We start from the raw sequence: 22,657 nt of genomic DNA, 5'->3' as shown, positions 1-22,657 counted from the left end.
AATAAATACTATCGTCCTGTAAATTTGCTAACAATCTCCTGCCACTTGTCTGGAGATAGAATATCCCATGGATTTTTTCCACCATAGCCAACAACCAAGCCAAGTGCAAACAAAATCAAACCAAACAATAAGACGGCCAAAACAATTCCGACTTGTTTTTTAACATATTTCAAATTATTATTCATCGTCTTCTTCCTTCACTCGCTTAATATTTGCACCCAAATTAGCTAGTTTTTTATGAAATTGATAATAACCTCTATCCAAATGAGTTAGTTGTCCTACTTTTGTTTCACCGTCTGCAACCAAACCAGTCAAAATTAGCGCAGCACTTGCACGCAAATCCGTTGACATCACTTCAGCTCCTTGCAAAGCTTGACCACCAACAATACGAGCTGTGTCTCGCATAATTTCCGAGTGTAGACCCATTCGACGCATTTCTTCCAGATGTTGGAAACGATTCTCAAAAACAGTCTCAATCATAGTGGATTCGCCCTTAGCAACCGTCATCAAAGCTGTAAATTGTGCCTGCATATCTGTTGGGAAACCAGGATGAGGAAGTGTTTTGACATTGACTGCCTTCAGTTTGCCCAAATCTGAACGAATCCGAATCCCCTCATTTTCCTCAGTAACAGAAACACCCATTTCTAGCAGTTTCGCAATAAGTGGGCGATTATGCTCCCAGATAGCGTCTTGAATAAGAATATTACCACCAGTCATAGCACCTGCTACCATAAAAGTCCCGGCTTCAATGCGGTCTTGTACTACACTATGGCTTGTCCCCATCAGCTCCTCAACTCCAGTAATGGTTAGTGTCTCTGTACCTGCACCACGAACTTTAGCTCCCATTTTGTTCAATAAAACAGCTAAATCAACAATCTCCGGTTCGCGCGCTGCATTTTCAATCACTGTTACACCATCTGCTAAAGTTGCTGCCATCATGATATTTTGCGTCGCACCCACACTTGGAAAATCCATGTAAATATGAGCTCCATGCAATCGGTTAGCTTTGGCCTCAATAAATCCAGCCGTCTGCTTAATTTCAGCCCCCATTGCCTCTAATCCTTTCAAATGAAGGTCAATAGGACGACTTCCAATCGTACAACCACCAGGCATAGAAACTTTGGCATGACCATTACGTGCCAAAATCGGACCTAATACCACGATAGAAGCACGCATTTTACTCACATATTTATAAGGCGCTTCTTCACTCAACGGCTGTGTAGCATCCACCGTAATCCTGTTCTCTTCTTGCTCAAAAGTCACTTTTGTATTCAATCCACGAACCACATTGTTCATCGTAAACACATCCGATAGGACCGGAACATTGGTTAGAATTGTTTTCCCTGTCGTCGCTAGAATAGTTGCTGCAAGCAAAGGCAAAACAGCATTTTTGGCACCTTCAATTTTAACCGAACCAACTAATGGATTCGAACTGCCTTGTATAATAATTTTATCCATATTTCTCCAAAACACCTATTGTATTTCTTTTCTTATCTTATAAATTACTATTAAACACATCTCGTCCTAATGTATAGAGATTAAGGAAGAAAGAACTAAGTAAAAAACCTAATGCAATACTAAGCAATAAAATTAATAATCGAATCTTAAGAGCATTATCAGCATTCACCTTTAATAGTCTTTCCCAATTCACAACAGTAGAAAGCAAGTGAAATGAAAGAAAAATAAAAATCATATGGCTACTAAGTGTAAAAATTAACTGAATCATATTCCTATTATACCAAAAAAACAGATGAGAGCAAATTTTCAAAGATGAATCATGTATTGATAGCAACAGAACCAATATAAAAAGGCCAAATGGCCTTTACCGTGTTTACTTCTTTTTAGTAAATAATACATAAAAATAGACGACTACAAAAGCTAATATCAATCCGATCACAACCGATAGCAACTGCAAGAACCAAAAACTAGAATCAATTTTTCCTTTACTTGCTTTTTCCTTTTGATATGTTTTTGGATTATACGGTACCCTATGTCCTCTAACGAGCAAACGCTCCGTGTTGACCCCATATGGTGTACAAGTAATCAACGTCGCATAATCTTTTCCTTTTTCTCCAGATAATGCAGAAACTTGATAAGGTTTAACTGTTAAAATCTGGTCAACTTTATAGGCAATAATTTTATCTAAAACATGAAAATAAAAATACTTTCCTTTTTTTAAACTAGGAAGATTGGTAAACATCTCTGCAGTTGGAAGCCCCCTATGAGCAGACACAACAGCATGAGTCCCCTCTCCACCAACTGGTAAGGAACTCCCTAATAAGTGACCAGCCCCCTTGCTTAGCGACTCGTCAGTAGTATAGTGATAAATTGGAAGTTTCACTTTAATTGACGGAATATCAACATATCCCATAATACCATTTTTGTTCACATTCAAAAGCGATTCATATTTTGTATCATGAATACCATCCCGTACAGAGAAGGCATCCGGTACTGGTTGTATTCCCAACTCATTGTTATACGCAATTGCATCTTCCCACATCTTGATATTTTCTTTTTTTTGATTTGATTTGATTTTTTTGTCATAAGACGATAAAAGTTGATTTGCCCGATAGGAATTCCAAGTATTACTAACAATCGGATATATCAGAATAAGAAAACCAAATATAAAAAATAGAATTAAACCAATATTTTTTTTCTTATGTTTCACTCTAACCTCATATAAATACTGGGATTGTATTAGGCAATCCCAGTATTTCATTCATCATGATTTTTTATGTTTAAGAACATAAATTCCAGCTGCAGCTGCCATCACTACTACACCAATCATTGTAAATAAAAGTGTACCAATACCACCAGTTGAAGGTAGTTCTCCAAGTTTTGTGTTGGGAATGTCAGTGGTCAATACAGCAGTACCAGCTGTACCAGTTGTTTTCATTGTTTGAGCCGTAGCAGTTGTCGTTGATGTAGATTTAATATAAGCAGGTTTTGCATCATCAGATGGTTTTTTCAAATAGAAAATATTATTTTTCAACCAACCTACTGGTGACTTATCATTGCCTGCTTGATTTACATCAGTAGTGTATTCCGTCTTAGTTGAAGCAACATTAGTCGTAATGGTTGCAGTTGTTTGACTAGCAGTTACAGTATATGTATTTGTATTTAATGAATACCCTTTCGGAGCTTTAAGCTCCTTAATGGTATATGTACCTGCACTAACTTGAGTTGAAACAGCATAACCGGCGTTATTAGTTGTTACAGTATCAACAAGTTTATTACTCGAATCGTAAATTCCAAAAATGGCATTAGCAAGTGGGTTCTTTGTTTTACTATCAATTTTTTTGAAAGCAACTTGATAAGTGTAAACTATCTTTTTATCTTCTTTTTTTGTAATGCCATTACCCTGTTCTGGCTTCTTATCAAGATTTTCATACGTTGAACCATTTGTTGGATGGTTAGAGTAGAACAATTCAGCATTATTAGTATTACCAGTATTACCAACTACAGCTTTTTCATTTACAACTGCTTTATAACTCACTTCTGGAGAAATATAATTTAAAGCATCGTAAACAAAACTTAGATTAAAGCCATTACCAACATGTCTAGCAGTAGCAATTTTCATTCCATCAACCATTACTGAACCATCAGAGCTAATAGTAGCAGTTTTACCATTCCATTTAACCGCCAAGCTAGAGTAATCAAACATTAACCCCGCCGACATTGTATCAGATATATATACTGTTTTATTCACTGCTTCTTTCGCATAACTTGGTAATTGTACTGTTAATTTATAGGTTAACTCTTGACCCACTGAAGCTGTATCTTTGTCACCATCCTTAGTAGTATTACTTACCTCTTTTTTAATAGATGGCAAAGTTGACTTAGCAACTGTCGTTTGGCCATAAAGATAGTTAGCTTTGCTTGAAGCTTCTCCACCTTTTAATATACCTTCGCCATTATAAGAAGCTGCAAGAAGAACTGGGTTATAAGTCCGACCATCTGTCGCACCAGTCAAAATTGCAATATATACACCAGCACCAGTCGCTTGATATGTATAAGTATCACTAACATTGTTTTTTACATCAACTGGTGTAAGTGAAATTGTACCTTTATTAATATCGTTAGCTATCTTTGTAATTTCTTGAGATGTTGGACCGGTTTCAGTTAATGAAACGCCATTTTCATACTTAAATTTTATAAAGGAATCATTGTTAGCATTATACTCACCTGTACCAATTTTATACAATTTAACAGTTGGATTACCTTCAATGTTAGTAATCTTTAACGTAGCTGTATCTGTGTTTGATGTCGCTGAGACATTTAATGTTCCAAAAACTCCTACAGCAAACATAGTCGCGATAAATGCAACTAATTTTTTCAACAAATTCATCTTTTTCACTTTCTTTCTTCATTATTTTTTTGTGTGATGGATAACGATTGCCTGAAACTATCTTTTACTAAGCATCATCCATCACCTCCCTTCGTTTACGCTGAACATAAACGAGTGTTGAAGTCGCTACCACCATAACACCAATAATTGTATACAGATATGGACCTGTTCCGCCTGAAGATGGTAGCTGATATATTTTATGATTGGTAATCACAAAGCGATTACTTTGTTTACTTAGTTTATGATTTAACTGATCTATTATGGAAACTTCGCCATTTTCTGTTACCGTTATTTTCCAAGGCTTTTCTGGTAAGGTATAACCCGAAGCAGCTTTGGTCTCAAATAGATAATAAGTTTTTCCTTTTTTTAAATGAGATAAGGTTAACTGACCATTACTATTTGTTTCCCCACTAGTCCAAACAGATCGCTTATCTTCTTCTCTTAATTCAAAACGAACTGCTGATAATTTTGTGTTTTGATTTTCAAAAGCAACTTTCGTTAAAGAAGTTTCTGTAGGCTCAACTTGTGCAACTGGATGCTTATAATGAATCGTTCTAATCACATTGTCCACTTTATAGGTAGCATAAGCATCTTTGTTGGTATAGAATCCTTCTTTACTGGAACTTGTGACATTGCCTTTATAGTCAGTATCGTCATCTCCCTTAGCCTTATATTTACCTTTATCATGAGCATATGTACGATAAGCTTCTTCTGATGATTTCACATTATAAGATAAGGTGTAGATATACTGATCGTCCATCCGAAAATTCGACTTAAACTTCAGATTGATTTTTCCTGTAGAATCTTTGGAAGATAGTTGTTGGAAGCCTACTGAATCAATAATGCCTCTACCTTTTGTAGTTACTTGATTCTTTTCGTAAAGCGTTTCCACTTGTCCTGTTCCAACATGCTTTCTAGTTATCTTAACATCAGGTTGTTCGCTGTAGTAGTTAACATATTGGCTTAGTTCATCCGTCACATTCATTTCGGTAACTTTAGTAGCATCCACAATCGCATTTAGACTTCTTTCAAGTGACGCAGTATCAGTCACACCAGCAAATAATCCATTCCCATGTTCAGCCATATATTTAAGGACTTCAGGGCTAGAAGTTTCTGTTTCACTTGTAATGTCTTTTGAAACACCTAATGTATACGTTGTTACATTTGGGTTCTTATTCTTAAACTCATCAAAAGCCTGTTTAGAGTATTCTTTAGAATTTCGAACATTATTCACATCCGTACCAATACCTGTTCCATATCTATATCCATTATGGAAATAAAAAGTCGGAACACCATCACTAATAAAAATCATAATCTTACGATGACCATTATTTGCAATACTTGGGTCGTTTAACATTTTATTTGCCAAGTGAAGACCTGCAGCATAGTTGGTACCATTCCTATTTTTCGCTTGTACTGAAACTGAATTTGGACGTCCCCAATTTGCTAAGATGCTGGCATCTTTACTTTCTGCAATTGACGGATGATCTGCGTCCCAGTAATTTCCATTCCAATATTGTTTTTGTACATTTCCTTGAAAGCTAATAACAGCAAGCTTATTTTCAGGATTCATATCAAGAAATTTTTTCAATAAACCATTTTGTCCATTCAAAGCATTATTAATAGCAGTATCACGCCGTATGTTATGCCGTGAAGGCTGTCCCCCACCAATACCAAATTGCATACTAGCAGATTGGTCAGCTACAACCAATACATCTATAGGCTGTTGTTTGCCTGTAATATCCATATATAAACGATACAGGTCAGATGTATCACGCTGTCCGTCATCCACAGTTGTATCAGGATTGTTCTTTTTATCGCCTAAATAATCAATTCGTTTATTATGTGGTAAACTTGCTGCGTTATTTCCATCATCAGCCGCACGATTTTGAGTAGCTCGCCTCGTCCTTGGTTTTGCAATGGAAGCTCCATCAGAGACTGATTTTGTCTTTTTTAGATACACTTTGATAATGTTCTCAGATTTTTTAAAGCTAGCTTTATCGTCTTGGTAATTTCCTCCAAGATAAGAGAACACTGGATAATCGTTTGCTAACTTGTAGCTATCTGTTTCTTGATTAGTGTGTGCTTCTTGGTACCGAACCTTGACTAAATCATATTTGTCGAGGTCAACATCTTCAATTGTAACCGTATTATTCCACGTCGTGACCTGCTTAAAAGCAACTTCTTTATAATCAGAAAGTTCTGTTTTTTCTTTGTCCGATACCAAAATCTTAACTTGAACTCTCTTGCTGAAATCCTCTAAAGTATATTTTGTAGCTTCCTGAATCGTTGTTCCAGCGGCAAATGTAATCCTTCCATACCCTTCAAAGGAAAGTACTGTAGAATCTGTTTTTTCAGAAGTTGTATAAATAACGAATCGATATACATCTGGCAGTCGCGCTAATTTTATACTGGCAATAGAACCAGACTCATCTAGAGTAATATCAGCATTCAAATCTTTAACATTCTGATTTCGATCAATAGCTGCAACAGCAACATTGCTTTTATCATTCTTTATTCCTCTTAAATTCAAGGGTGATTTAAACGTAAATGTTGCTGAAAACTGAGAATTTGTCACCTTTGATTTATCCAATTGATAAATCTGTGCTGCATTTACTAATTTATTAGAAGAATTTTGTACTGCGTTTATCGTGGTAGTATACTTTGTAATTTCTTCTTTTGTCTTTGGCAATATCCTCTTGACCGTCAAAGAAGAGTTTATAACTTCTGATGTACCCTCTACTGTAACATCGACTTCGTCATCTGAAAATTGTGCTTTGGAAGAAGGTTTCGTTAATTCTTTTTTAGAAGCAGAGGCTGTCGTGCTTGTACCATCTGATATAGCACTACCAGAATTTACAGAAGCAGATTCATCAGACGAACGTGACTGCTGAACTTGAGAACCCGAAATATCTGTTGCAAATGCTGTTGTGAAATGAATATACGGGAACAATACAATTAATATTGTAAATAGGGATAAAAACTTTTTCAATTTATAACTCCATGGAACAAATGCTCTATATATAACGCATGTTAACAAGATATAATCTTGATAGATCAATAACTTCACTATATATTATCATTTTTTAAATATCTTTACAACACTTTTGATATTGAAGTTTTCTATGATGCAAATATAAAAATTAGAAAAGGACAGTCAGTTCTTAAAAACATGACTAAAGAATTCTTTGAAATCGATAAATTATAGTGAATGATTGATAAAAAAAGATAAGCTGAGACTATCAACTCATCTCAAAAATTTATTTAAATCATAAAGTAATGTTGTCCTTATAATAAAAAGGCCAAATGGCCTTTTATTATAATCTCGTTCCAACGTTAATCCGATTAATGGCACGTTGAAGGGCAATTCTGGCACGACGTTCTTGGTCAATTAAATGCTTTTCCTGTGCTTCTTCAATAGCACGCTCAGCACGCAATTTTGCTCTTTCGGCACGACTGATGTCGATATCGCGAGCACGTTCAGCAGAGTCTGCAATGATAGTAATCAAGTTGTCAGCAACTTCAACAATCCCACCATTCACAGCAATCCAATTGACATGATTTTCTTCATCAATCCGCTTCACTTTGACCTCATCGACAGCCAAAACAGCAATCATGTTTTCATGATGCGGTAAAATTCCCATTTCTCCATCAAGGGTTTTAACGGAAACAAATGTTGCATGATGATCAAAAACCAGACCATCTGGCGTCACGATTTGTACTGTCATTTGAGCCATGGTTCACCTCTTAGAATCCCATTTTTTCAGCTTTAGCAACAACATCTTCAATAGACCCAACACCACGGAAAGCATCCTCAGGAAGGTAATCGTATTTTCCTTCAAGGATTTCTTTAAAACCACGAACTGTTTCAGCAACTGGGACATAAGAACCCGGTTGACCAGTGAATTGTTCCGCCACATTAAAGTTTTGTGATAAGAAGAACTGAATCCGACGTGCACGAGCAACCAAGGTCTTCTCTTCGTCTGACAATTCATCCATACCCAAAATAGCAATAATATCTTGCAATTCATGGTAACGTTGAAGGACGCGTTTTACTTCTGCTGCAACAGCATAATGCTCTTCACCGACAATTTCAGGAGCAAGCGCACGTGAGCTAGAAGCAAGCGGATCTACTGCTGGATAAATACCTAATTGTACCAATTTCCGTTCAAGGTTAGTTGTTGAATCTAAGTGAGCAAAAGCTGTAGCTGGCGCAGGATCAGTATAGTCATCAGCTGGCACATAGATAGCCTGAATCGAGGTAACAGAACCTTTTTTCGTTGATGTAATACGTTCTTGTAATTGCCCCATTTCAGTAGCCAAGGTTGGTTGGTAACCAACAGCTGATGGCATACGACCAAGAAGGGCTGACACTTCAGAACCAGCTTGAGTGAAACGGAAAATATTATCAATAAACAAAAGAACATCTTGACCTTCCACATCACGGAAATACTCTGCAATCGTTAACCCAGTCAAAGCTACACGCATACGTGCTCCAGGCGGTTCATTCATTTGCCCAAAGACCATAGCCGTCTTTTCGATAACACCAGATTCTTTCATTTCCCAGTACAGGTCATTCCCTTCACGAGTCCGTTCCCCAACACCAGTAAAGACTGAAATCCCACCGTGTTCTTGGGCGATATTATGAATCAACTCTTGAATCAAGACAGTTTTCCCAACGCCAGCACCACCGAAGAGGCCGACTTTCCCACCTTTGAGGTAGGGGGCTAAAAGGTCAATAACCTTTATTCCTGTTTCTAGGATTTCTGATGAAGTAGATAACTCATCAAAAGTTGGAGCTTTTTTATGGATTGGTTGACGTTCTGCATCTTCGCCAAATGGAGTATCCAAATCAATGGTATCGCCTAAAACGTTAAAGACACGACCTAGTGTTTCTTTCCCAACTGGAACAGAAATTGGTCGACCAGTATCTAGAACTTCCATGCCACGAGTCAACCCATCAGTGGATTCCATGGCAATAGTTCGAACCACTCCATCACCAAGCTCAAGAGCTACTTCAAGGACGATTTTTGATTTATTTTCGTCATTTTTATAGACTACAAGTGCATTATTTATCTCAGGTAATTTATCACCAGCTGCAAACGCGACATCAACGACTGGTCCGATAACCTGAGCAATTTTGCCTGAGCTCATTCTTTTCTCCTCTATCTATTTATTTTATGTGACACTATTCTAGTGCACTTGCACCCGCCACAATTTCAGTAATTTCTTGCGTGATAGCAGCTTGTCTAGCACGGTTATACTGAATCGTTAAATCACTGATAACTTTCTTTGCGTTATCTGTTGCTGTCTGCATGGCGGTCATTCCTGCTGCATTTTCAGCAGTTTTCGCATCAATAATTGCCCCATAAATCATACTCTCGGCAAATTGAGGCAACAATTGATCCAAAATGACATCACGACTTGATTCCAATTCCAAATTCAAAACGTAGTCTTCATCTGCTTCATTTGGATCCAAATCCACAATTGGAAGCATTTGTTCAACACGCATTTGGCTTGTTAAACTATTGACGTGATGATTATAACAAACATACAATTCATCAAATAATTCGTTTTGATACATTTCAACCGTTTTGTTAATGATTTTACGGACTTCATCAAAGCTTGGTTGATCTGCTAAACCACGCAGTTCATAAATTGGTTGGAGACCACGAGCACGAAAGAAATCCGAACCCATACTTCCGATTGAAATAATGACAAAATCATCTTTATCATGGTATTCCGCAAAAAGTTCCATCATGGATTTGAGAATGGTCGCATTATAACCACCTACCAAGCCACGATCCGATGTGATAACGATATAAGCCGTTTTCTTAACCGGACGACTAACAAGCATAGGATGGTATTTGGAATTTTGAGCTTCATGTCCGTGAAGTAAATCCGTCAATAATTTTCTGACCTTAGAAGCATAGATTTGAAAATTTTTGGCTGCTTCTTCAGATTTTCCCAACTTTGCAGCAGACACCATCTGCATAGCATTTGTGATTTGACTGGTGTTTTTTGTGGATGCAATTTTATTTTTTATATCATTTAATGAAACTGCCATCTGACACCTCTCTTCTTACTTGAAGCTCGACTGATTGATAAATTCAGTAATTGCAGCATCCAGAGCAGCTTCTTCTGGAAGATCTTTTGTCCGACGAATAGTTTCATAAATACCTTCATGATGAGCATCAAAGTAATCAAACAATTCTGCTTCAAAACGAAGAATATCATCAACTGGTACACTATCCAAGAAGCCGTGTGTCAATGCATACAAGATAACCACTTGTTTTTCAACTGGTAGTGGTTCATGAACAGGCTGTTTCAATACTTCTACTGTCCGACGGCCACGGTTTAACTTCGCTTGTGTCGCAGCATCCAAATCACTACCGAACTTGGTAAAGGCTTCTAGTTCACGATAAGAAGCAAGGTCGATACGGAGTGTACCAGCTACCTTTTTCATAGCTTTTATCTGAGCAGAACCACCTACACGCGATACAGATGAACCGGCATCAATAGCTGGTCGAACCCCCCCATTAAAGAGGCTATCACTCAAGAAGATTTGACCGTCTGTAATGGAAATCACATTAGTTGCAATATAAGCTGAAATGTCTCCTGCTTGTGTTTCAATAAACGGCAACGCTGTGATAGAGCCACCGCCTAATTCATCTGAAACTTTTGCAGACCGTTCCAAGAGACGGCTGTGAAGATAGAACACATCTCCAGGGAAAGCTTCACGTCCTGGTGGACGACGAAGTAAAAGCGACAGTTCACGATAGGCAACCGCTTGTTTGGATAAATCATCATAAACAATCAAAACGTGTTTACCATTATACATAAATTCTTCTGCCATTGCCACACCAGCATAAGGAGCCAAAAACAGCAATGGTGACGGTTGAGAGGCTGACGCCGTCACAACGATTGTATAATCAAGCGCTCCATACTGACGAAGCGTTTCTACTTGCGTACGAACCGTTGACTCTTTCTGTCCAATAGCAACGTAGATACAAATCATATCTTGTCCCTTTTGGTTCAAAATCGCATCAATTGCAATACTTGTTTTACCAGTTTGACGATCTCCGATAATCAATTCCCGTTGACCACGACCAATTGGTACCAAAGCATCAATCGCTTTCAACCCCGTTTGAAGAGGTTCTGATACAGATTTCCGTTGCATAACTCCTGGAGCAGGCGTTTCAACTGGGCGTGTCTTGTCTGTCTTAACTTCACCAAGTCCATCAACCGGACGGCCAAGTGGATCAACAACCCGCCCAATCAAAGCATCTCCAACAGGTACTTCCATGATTTTACCAGTACGACGGATTGTATCACCTTCGCGAATATCAGTAAAATCACCTAGAATGATAATCCCAACATCTGTTGATTCTAAGTTTTGTGCCATACCATATGAGCCATTTTCAAAAATCAACAACTCACCACTCATAGCATTATCAAGACCATGGGCACGTGCGATTCCATCACCAATATAAGTGACGACCCCTGTTTCCGTGACGTCAAAATTTGGCTGGAAATTTTCAATTTGTTGCTTAATTAAAGCGCTGATTTCTTGTGCGTTAATCGCCAAAATTCACACCACTTTCTATTTCAATTTTTCTTTTACTATTTGTAATTGACGTTTAATACTTGCATCAATTGTCTTATTATTAGCAGTGATGATAAAGCCACCAATAAGACTCGCATCAAGTTCTTCTTTTAAGGAACGAACTTGCAATCCAAATTTTCGTTCAACAATTGGAATAATTTTGGATTTTTGAGTCTCAGATAAAGTCTGAACGGATTTAATCGTCACTTCAAATTCATTACTAATCATTTCAAGCTGATGAAGACTTTCTACTAAAATATCATAAAAAAGATCTTCACGATGATTGTGAATAATAACTTCAATGAAGTTGTCAATCAAAAGCGAATCAGATCCTTGAAAATAGCGAAGGCTTTTTTCTTTTTCTGTATCATCAACACCAATATGCGATAGAAAGGCAACTAAGTTTGTATCATCCAAAATGTCTTTCATTTGATGAAGCTGTTCAAAGACATTTTTTTGTTGCCCTTTTTCAATCACAAGCTGGACAAAAGGTGTGGTATATTTTTCAACTACCGCAAATCTTTTTTTGTCCATTAAGCATCTCCTAGCTTGTCAATGTAGCGGTCAATCAGCTCTTTATGAGCTTCTTGATCCAACTGTTGTCCTAAAATTTTACTAGCAAGATTTACAGTCAAATCAGCTACATCACCTTTAATACTGTTCAAGGCTTCTGCTTTGGTTTGAGCAATTTCTTGATTTGCTTTCTCTTTTAAACGTCCAGCTTCATCAGCTGCATCTGCCAAGATTCCTGCCTTATTTTTCTCAGCAGTTTCTTTAGCATTCTCAATAATAGTTGTCGCTTCCTGACGACTACCTGCTAATTCTGTTTCTCTTTTTTGCGCCAAATCTTCTGCTTTTTGACGAGCTGATTCTGCACCATCAATATCATCTGAAATCTTTTTAGCACGTTGCTCAAAAGTACTTGTGATATTCTCCCAGGCAAATTTCTTGATTAAAATGATTAACAGAAGAAATGAGCCTGCTACAAGGATAAAATCCCCAATAAGACTACCTAAAGTAATATTCATCTCTTATCTCCCTTCTATTCCTCGCTGTTAATTTTTTTACCTAGATACATAGATGTCAACATGGTAAATACATATGCTTGAATACATGAAATAAAGACTGAAAAAGCAGTCCAAATAAGATTCAAGACAAAAGCAATTGGATACCAACCAGCAGCTTGTTGTGATAAAGTTAACAACAAACCAGACAGAACTTCACCCGCATAAATATTACCATAGATACGCAGAGCCAGAGAGGCAAAATTAGTGAATTCTTCCAAAATATTCATTGGAGTCATTCCAGCAGGTGTCGCAAATGCCTTGAGATAAGCTTTCACTCCCCGTCGGCGAATTCCTTCAACATGACAAATCAAGGTAATCAAAAATGAAAATCCTAAGTCAAAGGCAAGATTGGCCGTTGGAGATGTCCACAAATTATAACCATTGGTTGTCTGCACTTTCGCCATCAAACCAAGATTGTTAGCTACTGCAACGAAAAGGAATAAGGAAAAGATAAATAGAGAATAATTCTTTATATATTTATCGCCAATATTTCCCTTTGTAAAGCCAATGACAAAATCATAGAGGTATTCTAAGACATTTTGTTTACCAGAAGGCTTCAGCGTCATTTTCCGACTAGCCCAATAAACAAAGGCAAATACGATAAATACAGTTAGAAGAGACATAGCAAGTAGAGTCAGATCAAAGGTCACCGGACCTAAAGTGATGGTTGGATTTACACTTTCTTCCAACGAACTCCACCCCCTTTTCTAAAGGATAACTTTCTTTTCTTATTTAATGATGAATGACATCGCAAGTGTTACGAAGAAAGTACCTTCGATAAAGGCAATCCCCATGATCATGAGCGTTCTCAACTGACCAATGATTTCTGGTTGACGTGATGCTGATTTAAATAGATTTGCCATTAAAAAACCTTCAGCGAGCGAAACACCCATACAGGCAAGACATAATCCAAAAAATGTTAAATTCATGATGAATTCTCCTTTATGTTTAAAATTTACTTACTTAGTTTAGTCCTAAAAACTCTTTTTGTCAAATGTTTTTGTCTTTTGGAAACGTTTTATAAGTATTTGTTTCATTTTCTGAAAAAGCAAATTATTTCTGCAATAATGATAAACCTAGATAGCAAAAATACGAAGTTTGTTTCACTATAAATCTACCTTTATAAAAAAATAGTAATCTTGTTCTTATTTATTGAAATCTGATACTTCACAAAATCTTCCTCTATCAAATGAAATAAACTAACTTTTCAACAAAGAGGCTGGATAGGTTCCAGCCTCTAGCTTAATCCTTTTTCAGGTTCCAAATTTCTTTGGCGTATTGTTCAATCGTATCATCTGATGTGAATTTATCAGACGTTGCGATATTAACAAGGCTCATACGCGCCCATTTTTCTTTGTCGCGATAGAGTTGATCAATTTTTTCTTGTGCAGCTACATACGAAGCAAAATCTTCCAGAAGGAAGTATTCGTCATTGTGTGTAATCAAAGCTTCATAAATCTCAGAACCTTCATTTCGGACATTTGGAAGAGTACCATCTACAAAACTATCAACCACACGACGAATGATTGGATTATTTTCGTATACACCACGTGAATCATAATCATGACGTGCATAATGATCGTAGACTTCATCTTTGTCCATACCGAAAATCACAATATTGTCGTCTCCAACTTCATCTTTGATTTCAATATTGGCGCCATCAAGAGTTGCCAAGGTAATAGCTCCCGTCATCATAAATTTCATATTAGATGTCCCAGAAGCTTCTTTGGAAGCAAGAGAGATTTGTTCAGACACATCTGCCGCTGGAATGATGAGTTCAGCTAAACTGACACGATAATTTTCAAGGAAAATAACTTTTAATTTGCCTTGTAAACTTTCATCATTATTCACAAGATTTGCTACTTCGTTGATCAATTTAATAACAGATTTTGCAAAATGATAACCTGGTGCTGCTTTAGCACCAAAAATGAAAACTCGCGGCACCATATCTTTATCAGGATTATCTTTCAAATCCCAATACAATTTAAGGATATGAAGCAGGTTGAGCAACTGGCGTTTGTAGGCATGGAGTCGTTTCACTTGCACATCAAAGATAGCTTTCGGTGACACTTCCACTCCTGTAGATTCTTTGATGAAAGTTGCTAAACGTGCTTTAGCTTCCTGCTTAACATTATAAAATTCGCTCAAAACATGCTGATCATCTTTGTAGTCTAAAAGTTTGCGCAATTCATGAATATTTGTTCGCCAGCCTTTACCAATCAAGTGGTCAATTTCATTTGACAAAGGTTCATCTGCAATTTGCAGCCAGCGGCGTTGAATGATACCATTCGTTTTATTGTTGAATTTTTCAGGATAAATGGCATAAAAATCACGGAGCGTATCTTCTTTTAGAAGTTCGGTGTGAAGTTTAGCTACACCATTCACAGAATGACCACCAATAATAGCCAAGTGAGCCATATGCACTTGATTATCTTTGACAATCCGTGTATGTTCAATCACTTGTGGGTCAATACCACACGCAGCCATATCAGCAATATAACGATTGTCGATTTCAAGAATGATTTGATAAACACGAGGAAGAACATTTTTTAAGAGTTCTGCATCCCATTTTTCTAAAGCTTCTGAAAGAATGGTGTGATTGGTATAACTCATGGTCTGAACTGTCGCATTCCAAGCATCAGCCCATTCAAGACCACAATCATCCAATAGAAGTCGCATAAACTCTGCTGGTGCAACTGCTGGATGTGTATCGTTGATATGAACTGATACTTTTTCATGAATTTGCTCTAAAGGTAGACCCTGTTTCCGATAGGATTTGATAATAGTCTGTAAGCCAGCACTGGTCATAAAATATTCTTGAATCAAACGCAACTCTTTTCCCTCGTAGTTTGAATCATCCGGATAAAGGATAGCTGTAATATCCTGTACCTTACGACGTGCTTCAATCGTTGGGTAGTCTAATTCGTATTCCTCAGGAATTTCGACATCCCATAGGCGAAGATTATTGACCGTATCATTTTCAAAGCCAATTTGTGATACATCGTAAGGAACTGCACGAAGAGTTTGTGAATTTTCGTACACAGGAATGATTCGCCCATCCTCATTAGCTTGAAGATAGACGTTCCCAAAGATTTTAACATCTACAACATCATGATCCTTACGTGTTTCCCAAACATTTCCGAAACTACCAAACCAATCATCTGGCAACTCGACTTGATAGCCATCCACAATTTTTTGTTTGAATAATCCATAGCGGTAGCGGATTCCGTTACCAAATCCAGGATAGCCTGTGGTTGCAAGCGAATCCATAAAAGCTGCTGCTAAGCGACCCAAACCACCATTTCCTAAAGCCATATCATGCTCAGCCTGTTTGACAGCCATAAAATCAACACCTAATTCATCAAAGGCTTCCTTGACAACATCAAGAATCCCAAGATTCAATAAATTGGTTTCCAGCATTCGCCCAGGCAGAAATTCAATAGAAAAGTAATAAGCAATTTTTGGCTTATCTTCTACTAGTTTGTTCCGTCGTTCTAACCACATAGGAGTAATATATTTACGAATAGTATGTGCTAAGGTCTGAAACAGCTCTGCCGGAGTAGCATCTTCTACCTTAATCAATTGTTCTTCATGTAAAATATCTTTAAAATCTTGAAGAAACTGTTCTTTTGTTAGTTCCATTTCTGAATGGCAAACTCCTTTCTATGAATAAAGAGATTGGTATAGATGACCGTAAGCTTGGCTAGCTGTATCCCATGAAAAGTCACGTTCCATAGCCTGCTTTTGAAGCTTCTTCCAGGCTTCTTTATCATTGTGGTATACGTCAATAGCCCTGTCAAATGTCCATTTCAGCCAATAACCTGAGAAATTGTTGAAACTAAATCCAGTTCCTGTTCCTTCATAAGCATTGTATGGTTGAACGGTATCACGAAGACCACCTACTTCATGTACAAGCGGTAAAGTTCCATAACGCATTGCCATCATTTGAGATAAGCCACATGGTTCAAAACGGCTCGGCATTAAGAACGCATCACACGCCGCATAAATTTCTTGGGCTAATTTCACATCAAAAGTGATATTAGCGGATAATTTTTCTGGATAAGCTTGTCCAAACCAAGAAAAGGATTGTTCAAAAGATGGTTCTCCTGTTCCTAAAAGGATAATTTGTACATCATCTTGTAGTAAATTGTGTAATTGATCCACAACTAAATCAAAACCTTTTTGCCGAGTCAAACGTGATACAATCCCCACTAGAGGTACATCATCTAGAACAGGTAGACCAACTTTTTCCTGCAACGCACGCTTATTAGCAAGTTTGCCAGATAAATCATCTTTATTAAAATGATGATCCAGTAACGCATCTGTTTCTGGATTATAAATATCTGTATCAATTCCGTTGACAATACCTGATACTTTGCCTGACTCCATCCGCAAAATTTGATCCAAACCACAACCAAACTCTGGTGTCATAATTTCATGTGCATAACTTGGTGATACCGTTGTTACACGATCTGCATATAAAATCCCCGCTTTCATCCAGTTGAGGCAATCATTCCAGCGCAATGTTCCATCAGCATAGCGCTCATAACCCACTCCGAATAAATCCCAGAGCATCCCATCAGAAAATTGACCTTGAAATTCTAAATTATGAATGGTTAACACAGTCCGAATTCCATGATAAGCTTGAATCCAATGGTATTTTTCTTTCACTAAAAATGGAATCATCGCGGTATGATAATCATGCACATGCAATACATCTGGAATGAAATCTACTCTTTCCATCAACTCAACAGCAGCCATTTGGAAATAAGCAAAACGCTCACCATCATCAAAATCACCATAAACATGACCACGAAAGAAATAGTATTGATTGTCTATAAAATAGAAGGTCACACCATTTAAAATTGTACGTTTCACACCGACATATTGACCGCGCCAACCGACCTTTACTTCAAAATGGAACAAGTCTTCCATTTGGTCGCCAAATTTTTTATCCACCATATCATAATAAGGAAGAATCACGCCCACTTCATGACCTGCCTTCACAAGAGATTTAGGGAGAGCGCCAATGACGTCTCCCAATCCTCCTGTTTTTGAAAAAGGTGCTCCTTCTGCTGCTACAAATAAGATTTTCATTGCATTCTATCCTCTGTTACTTTTTCACCTTTTTTAATAACAACGGGGTTATCAACCGTTCCTCGAATAGTCACATCTTCAGCAACCTCAACCCCCTTATCTAAAATAGCATACTCAACCACTGCATTTTCACCAATAAGGACACGTGGGAAAAGAATACTGTTTTTTACACGACTTCCTTTTTTAATACGAGTATTACGAGAAATGACAGAATCGCTCACTTCTCCTTCGATAATACTACCAGAAGCAAATTGAGAATTTGAAACCTTAGAACCGATTGCATAATAAGTTGGTTCTTCATTTTTTACTTTAGTATAAATCTTTTGATTTGGAGAGAAAAGAGAATAGAATTTATGCGAATCAAGCATATCAATATTAGCATCGAAGTATGACTTGACAGAATGAATATTTGCTAAATAACCAGTGTATTCGTAAGCAAATGCCTTTTCCTGAACAGCTAAATCACGTAAAACGTAACGTAATTTTTGAGGAAATTCTTTTTGTGCTTCTACTTCTAACTTTTCAATCAGCCAGAGTGTATCTACAACAAAAATATCTGTTGACATATTGTACAAATCTTGCTGTTCTTTATCATCAAAAAGATGATGATTTTTTACATGGTCTGTTTCATCAATCTCTAATACCGCGTTAACTTCAGAGATACCTTCTTTTGGCAATTTTTTATAGACCACTGTAATAGGCTGGTCAGTTGTCGTATGTAAGTGGAAAACTTGATTTAAGTCAATATTCACTAAAACATCACAGTTCAATGCTACTGTCTGATCACTACCCGAACGTTTTAAGTAAGTTAACAATTGCTCGTAGTATTCTTTAGCAACAGTAGAACTTTCTACACGCGTATTATAAATACCAAGATAGTAGTGACTCAAAAGAGTAGACAGCCCCCATTCACGTCCAGAACGGATATGGTCAAAGACAGAGCTGATATTATCTTGTTGAAAAATACCAAAAACGCTCCGAATCCCTGCATTAGCCAAGCTAGACAACGGAAAGTCAATCAAACGATATTTCCCACCAAACGGCAAACTGGCAACCGGACGATGATTTGTCAAAGTAGACATATCATGAAATCCAACTGTATTTCCTAAAATTGCTGAATATTTATCAATCTTCATCTGATGGTACCCCCACTTTCTCATTGTATCCGATAACTTGCACTTCATCTGTTCCATCAATTTCTACACCATCAGAAATGATAGCTCCTTCACCGATAATCGCACGTTTGATTTTTGCTCCTTGACCAAGGATAGCACCACTCATTACAACAGAATCTTCTACGACTGCATCTTTACGCACTTGAGCTTCCGTAGAAAGAATGGAATGCTTAACCGTTCCATCTACAAAACAGCCATCCACAACCAAAGAATCTTCGACATGAGCATGTTTACCAAGAAAATTTGGTGTGGAAATCAAATTTCGCGAATAAATCTTCCATTGGCGATCGCGACTATCCAAAGCATTGTTTGGATCGATATATTCCATATTGGCTTCCCAAAGTGATTCAATCGTACCAACATCTTTCCAGTAGCCGTTGAATTCATAAGCATAGACACTTTCACCAGATTCTAGATAATTTGGAATAACATTTTTACCAAAATCAGACATATCTACATTGCTCTTTTCAGCAGCGACAAGCATATTGCGCAGACGTTTCCAATCGAAAATATAAATTCCCATAGAAGCTTTTGTAGACTTAGGTTCAGCCGGTTTTTCTTCAAATTCAACAATACGATTATTAGCATCCGTATTCATAATACCAAAGCGGCTTGCCTCTTTCAACGGAACGTCTAGAACAGCTACTGTCAAGCTAGCATTGTTGTCCTTATGAGACTGAAGCATATCATCATAATCCATTTTGTAAATATGATCACCAGATAAAATCAAGACATATTCAGGATTGATAGTATCAATATAATCAATGTTTTGATAAATCGCATGACTCGTTCCTTCAAACCAACGATTGCCCTCACTTGCTGAATATGGCTGGAGAATAGATACTCCTGTGTTAATACCGTCCAGTCCCCAACTAGAACCATTTCCAATATGACTATTCAAAGCTAACGGTTGGTATTGAGTAATGACACCTACATTATGAATCCCTGAGTTAGCACAATTTGACAATGCAAAGTCAATAATGCGGTAACGCCCACCAAACTGTACTGCCGGTTTGGCAATACTTTGAGTGAGTTTTCCAAGACGTGTTCCTTGCCCACCGGCAAGAATTAAAGCTAACATTTCATTCTTCATCTGCTACTCCTTTTTGGACTTTTTGCTTCCATTTGCTGATTTCACACGACGTTTAATTTTCCAAATACTTGCCCCTAATGCTGGCAAAGTAAAGGTCAGCGTCTGAGGATAATCCTTCCACAAGCCTTCTTGAGACTGAACTGTTTGATTGTACTCTTTCCATACACCTCCCCATTCTTCTAATTCGGTATTCCAAATTTCTTCATATATAGCCGCTACTGGAACGCCAATGGTAAAGTCTTTACGTTCTACTGGAACCATATTAAATACACATACCAACATATCTCCTTTGTCATTTTTACGAATAAAGGAAAGTACACTCTGGTCAATATTATCCGCATCGATAATCTCTAAACCATCCCAATTCAAATCATTTTCCCATAGAACACGATGTTCTTTGTAAAGCTGATTGAGCTGAGAAGTGAAATGCTGCATCTTGGCATTCATATCATCCGCCAAGTCAAGCCATTCCAAAGATTCTTCGCATTTCCATTCTAAAAATTGTCCCCATTCACTACCCATGAAAAGAAGTTTCTTCCCGGGGTGACACATTTGATATGTATAGAGATTTCGCAAGCCAGCGAATTGATTGTAGCGATCTCCCCACATTTTATGCATGAGGCTCTTCTTACCATGCACCACTTCATCATGAGAGAAAGGCAGTAAGAAATTTTCAGAGAAGGCGTACATGAAACTAAAGGTTACTAGATTAAAATCATACTTACGGTAAATTGGATCTTCTTCGTAGAAGCGCAAAATATCATTCATCCAGCCCATGTTCCACTTGTAGTCAAATCCAAGACCACCCATTTCCGTCATACCCGTAATCTTCGTATCACTCGTGCTTTCTTCTGCAATCATCATAACATCTGGATGAGCAAGCTTGATAACAGTATTCAAGCGTTGAAGGAAGTAATAACCTTCGTAGTTGCGATTGCCACCGTCTATATTTGGTTGCCATGGGCCGCTATCATAGTCTAGATAAAGCATATTGCTAACCGCATCCACACGGATTCCATCTAAGTGATAAAAGTCGATCCAAAACTTGATACTAGAAATCAAGAAAGACTGTACTTCATTCTTTCCTAAATCAAAGTTAAGAGCACCCCAGCCATAATTATGGGCACGATCATGATCTTGATACTCAAATGTAGGTGTGCCATCATAATAAGCCAAAGCATCATCATTAATCGTGAAATGCCCAGGCACCCAATCTACGATAACTCCGATATTATTGATATGACATTCTTCTACAAAATCACGGAATTCCTCCGGTGTTCCATATGTATGTTCAAGGGCAAAATATCCCATCAACTGATAGCCCCAACTCAAGCCAAGTGGGTGTGCCATTAGTGGCATAAATTCCACATGAGTATAATTCATTTTGACCAGATATGGAATGAGGTCATCTTTTAATTGAGCAAATGAATAAGGAGTTCCGTCTTCATTTTTCTTCCAAGATCCTGCATGAACTTCATAAATATTTACTGGTCTAGAGAAAAATCCCCAGCGCTTTCTGCGGGCCAACCATAGGCCATCTTTCCATTTCTTTTCAGGAAGCGTTCGCACAACAGCTCCTGTACCCGGACGTTTTTCAAAATAAACTGCCAGTGGATCAATTTTCAAAATTTCTTGGCCGCTACTTCGCTTAATGTTATATTTGTAAATGTCTCCTTCCTGAGGTAACTCCGTAAATACTTCCCATACGCCACCTTCATTACGTACCATGGGAATTTGATGTTCATACCAATCCGTAAAGTCTCCAATCAGATAAACACTTTGAGCGTTTGGTGCCCACACACGAAATGTGTAGCCACTTTGCCCATCAACTTCATCTTGATGAGCTCCCAAATAATGCTGTAAATGGAAATTTTCACCTGTGGTAAAAGTTCTTAATGCTTCTTGTCTATCCATTCTGCCACCTCACTTTTGTAAGCGTTTTCTTTAATTCTATTTTACTATTTTTCCTATTGCTTTTCAAGTAAATTTCCAATAATATTACAAAAAATTCTCAAAATCGAACATTTCTTCCAACAATGAGTACTATTATCAAAAATAACTAGATTCTGATAGAGTTTAATACTTTTCATTCTATTGCTGCAAAATTCCCACGAAAAGGTTTAAACTTTTTAAGTGAAAATTTTCATAAAGTTCTATTCAGTTTAACAAAAAGGCCGCACAAAGCTGCCTTTTGATTTCTTTTATAATATTGAATTGTTACATCAGAATATAATTTCAAATATCATTCCTCCATCATCCGATTACATAGTA

General features: G+C 37.4%; 19 protein-coding genes. All 19 read right to left on the bottom strand.

What is annotated here, in order from left to right; translation table 11 throughout:
* Positions 1 to 8: 8 nt before the first annotated feature.
* A complete protein-coding gene (locus tag PCY10_RS00900) occupies positions 9 to 185 on the bottom strand; it encodes a DNA-directed RNA polymerase subunit beta (RefSeq protein ID WP_003072163.1) in 177 nt (58 codons plus the stop codon).
* Entirely contained in the window at positions 178 to 1,458 is a 1,281-nt protein-coding gene (murA, locus tag PCY10_RS00895) for a UDP-N-acetylglucosamine 1-carboxyvinyltransferase (RefSeq protein ID WP_003072160.1), read from the bottom strand. The genes PCY10_RS00900 and murA overlap by 8 nt, the downstream gene beginning before the upstream one ends.
* A 37-nt stretch (positions 1,459 to 1,495) precedes the next feature.
* Complete coding sequence (locus PCY10_RS00890; protein ID WP_014829739.1) at positions 1,496 to 1,726, bottom strand: DUF1146 family protein; 231 nt, start codon at positions 1,724 to 1,726, stop codon at positions 1,496 to 1,498.
* A gap of 105 nt (positions 1,727 to 1,831) precedes the next feature.
* The gene (locus tag PCY10_RS00885) at positions 1,832 to 2,668 is read right to left on the bottom strand and encodes a class C sortase (protein ID WP_041787387.1); all 837 of its coding nucleotides are present in this window, start codon (positions 2,666 to 2,668) and stop codon (positions 1,832 to 1,834) included.
* A 54-nt stretch (positions 2,669 to 2,722) separates the two neighbouring features.
* On the bottom strand, positions 2,723 to 4,309 hold the full coding sequence (locus PCY10_RS00880) for a SpaA isopeptide-forming pilin-related protein (RefSeq protein WP_235046490.1): 1,587 nt from the start codon (positions 4,307 to 4,309) through the stop codon (positions 2,723 to 2,725).
* Between the two features lie 106 nt (positions 4,310 to 4,415).
* On the bottom strand, positions 4,416 to 7,340 hold the full coding sequence (locus tag PCY10_RS00875) for a VWA domain-containing protein (RefSeq protein ID WP_021002536.1): 2,925 nt from the start codon (positions 7,338 to 7,340) through the stop codon (positions 4,416 to 4,418).
* Positions 7,341 to 7,665: 325 nt separating this feature from the next.
* On the bottom strand, positions 7,666 to 8,085 hold the full coding sequence (locus tag PCY10_RS00870) for a F0F1 ATP synthase subunit epsilon (protein ID WP_003072157.1): 420 nt from the start codon (positions 8,083 to 8,085) through the stop codon (positions 7,666 to 7,668).
* 10 nt (positions 8,086 to 8,095) lie between these two features.
* On the bottom strand, positions 8,096 to 9,502 hold the full coding sequence (gene atpD, locus PCY10_RS00865) for a F0F1 ATP synthase subunit beta (protein ID WP_021002535.1): 1,407 nt from the start codon (positions 9,500 to 9,502) through the stop codon (positions 8,096 to 8,098).
* Between the two features lie 34 nt (positions 9,503 to 9,536).
* Positions 9,537 to 10,415 carry a F0F1 ATP synthase subunit gamma gene (locus PCY10_RS00860; protein WP_003069751.1) on the bottom strand — a complete coding sequence of 293 codons (879 nt, stop codon included), beginning with the start codon at positions 10,413 to 10,415 and terminating at the stop codon, positions 9,537 to 9,539.
* A 15-nt stretch (positions 10,416 to 10,430) separates the two neighbouring features.
* Entirely contained in the window at positions 10,431 to 11,936 is a 1,506-nt protein-coding gene (gene atpA, locus PCY10_RS00855; RefSeq protein WP_003069752.1) for a F0F1 ATP synthase subunit alpha, read from the bottom strand.
* A gap of 15 nt (positions 11,937 to 11,951) precedes the next feature.
* Positions 11,952 to 12,488 carry a F0F1 ATP synthase subunit delta gene (locus PCY10_RS00850; protein WP_009569016.1) on the bottom strand — a complete coding sequence of 179 codons (537 nt, stop codon included), beginning with the start codon at positions 12,486 to 12,488 and terminating at the stop codon, positions 11,952 to 11,954.
* Positions 12,488 to 12,982, bottom strand: a complete 495-nt coding sequence (gene atpF / locus PCY10_RS00845) for a F0F1 ATP synthase subunit B (RefSeq protein WP_003037243.1) — start codon at positions 12,980 to 12,982, stop codon at positions 12,488 to 12,490. The genes PCY10_RS00850 and atpF overlap by 1 nt, the downstream gene beginning before the upstream one ends.
* Positions 12,983 to 12,996: 14 nt before the next feature.
* On the bottom strand, positions 12,997 to 13,710 hold the full coding sequence (gene atpB / locus PCY10_RS00840; RefSeq protein ID WP_003072152.1) for a F0F1 ATP synthase subunit A: 714 nt from the start codon (positions 13,708 to 13,710) through the stop codon (positions 12,997 to 12,999).
* Positions 13,711 to 13,749: 39 nt separating this feature from the next.
* Positions 13,750 to 13,950 (bottom strand): F0F1 ATP synthase subunit C, encoded by a 201-nt coding sequence (locus tag PCY10_RS00835; protein WP_003025282.1) that lies wholly within the window; start codon positions 13,948 to 13,950, stop codon positions 13,750 to 13,752.
* A gap of 313 nt (positions 13,951 to 14,263) precedes the next feature.
* On the bottom strand, positions 14,264 to 16,663 hold the full coding sequence (locus tag PCY10_RS00830) for a glycogen/starch/alpha-glucan phosphorylase (protein ID WP_301558742.1): 2,400 nt from the start codon (positions 16,661 to 16,663) through the stop codon (positions 14,264 to 14,266).
* Between the two features lie 21 nt (positions 16,664 to 16,684).
* A complete protein-coding gene (gene glgA / locus PCY10_RS00825) occupies positions 16,685 to 18,118 on the bottom strand; it encodes a glycogen synthase GlgA (protein WP_021002533.1) in 1,434 nt (477 codons plus the stop codon).
* Positions 18,115 to 19,254 carry a glucose-1-phosphate adenylyltransferase subunit GlgD gene (gene glgD, locus PCY10_RS00820; protein WP_301558741.1) on the bottom strand — a complete coding sequence of 380 codons (1,140 nt, stop codon included), beginning with the start codon at positions 19,252 to 19,254 and terminating at the stop codon, positions 18,115 to 18,117. The genes glgA and glgD overlap by 4 nt, the downstream gene beginning before the upstream one ends.
* Positions 19,244 to 20,386: a glucose-1-phosphate adenylyltransferase gene (locus PCY10_RS00815; protein ID WP_301558740.1), complete on the bottom strand. Its 1,143-nt coding sequence runs from the start codon at positions 20,384 to 20,386 to the stop codon at positions 19,244 to 19,246. The genes glgD and PCY10_RS00815 overlap by 11 nt, the downstream gene beginning before the upstream one ends.
* A gap of 3 nt (positions 20,387 to 20,389) precedes the next feature.
* Complete coding sequence (glgB, locus tag PCY10_RS00810; protein ID WP_301558739.1) at positions 20,390 to 22,300, bottom strand: 1,4-alpha-glucan branching protein GlgB; 1,911 nt, start codon at positions 22,298 to 22,300, stop codon at positions 20,390 to 20,392.
* Positions 22,301 to 22,657 lie beyond the last annotated feature (357 nt).

It is taken from the genome of Streptococcus sp. SI1 (assembly GCF_030439945.1).
Classification (GTDB): domain Bacteria; phylum Bacillota; class Bacilli; order Lactobacillales; family Streptococcaceae; genus Streptococcus; species Streptococcus intermedius.
Note: the sequence above shows the minus strand (reverse complement) of the source record. Positions and strands in the feature narration are given on the sequence as shown.